Source organism: Bacillus salipaludis, from assembly GCF_004358205.1.
Genome location: NZ_SMYO01000098.1, coordinates 1 through 1,270, shown reverse-complemented (window position 1 = coordinate 1,270; position 1,270 = coordinate 1). Strand labels below are relative to the sequence as shown.

General features: G+C 47.9%; 9 tRNA genes and 1 rRNA gene. All 10 read left to right on the top strand.

Features of this window, described 5'->3' with window-relative positions:
* The first annotated feature begins 31 nt into the window (after window positions 1-31).
* The 10 genes from rrf to E2K98_RS30605 all read left to right on the top strand — a co-directional run bounded on the left by rrf (window position 32) and on the right by E2K98_RS30605 (window position 1,049).
* Window positions 32-148: ribosomal RNA gene (gene rrf, locus E2K98_RS30650) — 5S ribosomal RNA — on the top strand.
* A gap of 10 nt (window positions 149-158) precedes the next feature.
* Window positions 159-234 (top strand) — tRNA-Val (locus E2K98_RS30645).
* A 38-nt stretch (window positions 235-272) separates the two neighbouring features.
* Window positions 273-348: transfer RNA gene (locus E2K98_RS30640), tRNA-Thr, on the top strand.
* A 64-nt stretch (window positions 349-412) separates the two neighbouring features.
* Window positions 413-488 (top strand) — tRNA-Lys (locus E2K98_RS30635).
* A gap of 13 nt (window positions 489-501) precedes the next feature.
* Window positions 502-586: transfer RNA gene (locus tag E2K98_RS30630), tRNA-Leu, on the top strand.
* 16 nt (window positions 587-602) lie between these two features.
* A tRNA-Gly gene (locus E2K98_RS30625) sits at window positions 603-677 on the top strand.
* A 5-nt stretch (window positions 678-682) separates the two neighbouring features.
* Window positions 683-771 (top strand) — tRNA-Leu (locus E2K98_RS30620).
* A gap of 21 nt (window positions 772-792) precedes the next feature.
* Window positions 793-869: transfer RNA gene (locus E2K98_RS30615), tRNA-Arg, on the top strand.
* 5 nt (window positions 870-874) lie between these two features.
* Window positions 875-951 (top strand) — tRNA-Pro (locus E2K98_RS30610).
* Window positions 952-973: 22 nt separating this feature from the next.
* Window positions 974-1,049 (top strand) — tRNA-Ala (locus E2K98_RS30605).
* Window positions 1,050-1,270: the final 221 nt, after the last annotated feature.

Below are 1,270 nucleotides of genomic sequence, written 5' to 3'. Positions count from 1 at the left end.
TTTTGAGGGAATGATACCTCAAACTTAATAGTCTGGCAATAATGGCGAGAAGGTCACACCCGTTCCCATACCGAACACGGAAGTTAAGCTTCTCAGCGCCGATGGTAGTTGGGGGCTGTCCCCCTGTGAGAGTAGGACGTTGCCAGGCTTTGTATAATGGAGGATTAGCTCAGCTGGGAGAGCATCTGCCTTACAAGCAGAGGGTCGGCGGTTCGATCCCGTCATCCTCCACCATGATTTTTTCACGAAAGTGAAAATATTCTTCAATAAATGCCGGTTTAGCTCAATTGGTAGAGCAACTGACTTGTAATCAGTAGGTTGGGGGTTCAAGTCCTCTAGCCGGCACCATGTTTCTTGCTTTTCTGAATAATATCAGCAAAAGAAACTAATTGCTTTTTTTGGAAATTATTTTGAGCCATTAGCTCAGTTGGTAGAGCATCTGACTTTTAATCAGAGGGTCGAAGGTTCGAGTCCTTCATGGCTCACCATTTAATTGGATATGCGGGTGTGGCGGAATTGGCAGACGCACCAGACTTAGGATCTGGCGCCGCAAGGCGTGGGGGTTCGACTCCCTTCACCCGCACCATTTAAGTTTAATATATGCGGAAGTAGTTCAGTGGTAGAACACCACCTTGCCAAGGTGGGGGTCGCGGGTTCGAATCCCGTCTTCCGCTCCACTCTTGCCGGGGTGGCGGAACTGGCAGACGCACAGGACTTAAAATCCTGCGGTAGGTGACTACCGTACCGGTTCGATTCCGGTCCTCGGCACCAGAGTTTTTGATAATTCAAAATGCGCCCGTAGCTCAATTGGATAGAGCGTTTGACTACGGATCAAAAGGTTATGGGTTCGACTCCTTTCGGGCGCGCCACATTTCGGGAAGTAGCTCAGCTTGGTAGAGCACTTGGTTTGGGACCAAGGGGTCGCAGGTTCGAATCCTGTCTTCCCGACCAGTACTTCTTATTTAATGATCACGGGGTCTTAGCTCAGCTGGGAGAGCGCCTGCTTTGCACGCAGGAGGTCAGGGGTTCGATCCCCCTAGACTCCACCAAAAAAGATAAAAAAGTTGTTGACTTTAAGTTAGTAACTTGGTAAGATGATTAAGTCGCCTTTGAGCGACAGTGAAATTTGTTCTTTGAAAACTAAACAAACAAAAACGTCAACAAACAATAATATTCATTTCTTTTGAAATGAAGCCAACGTAACATTCGAGCTAAATCAACTTTCTTGGAGAGTTTGATCCTGGCTCAGGACGAACGCTGGCGGCGTGCC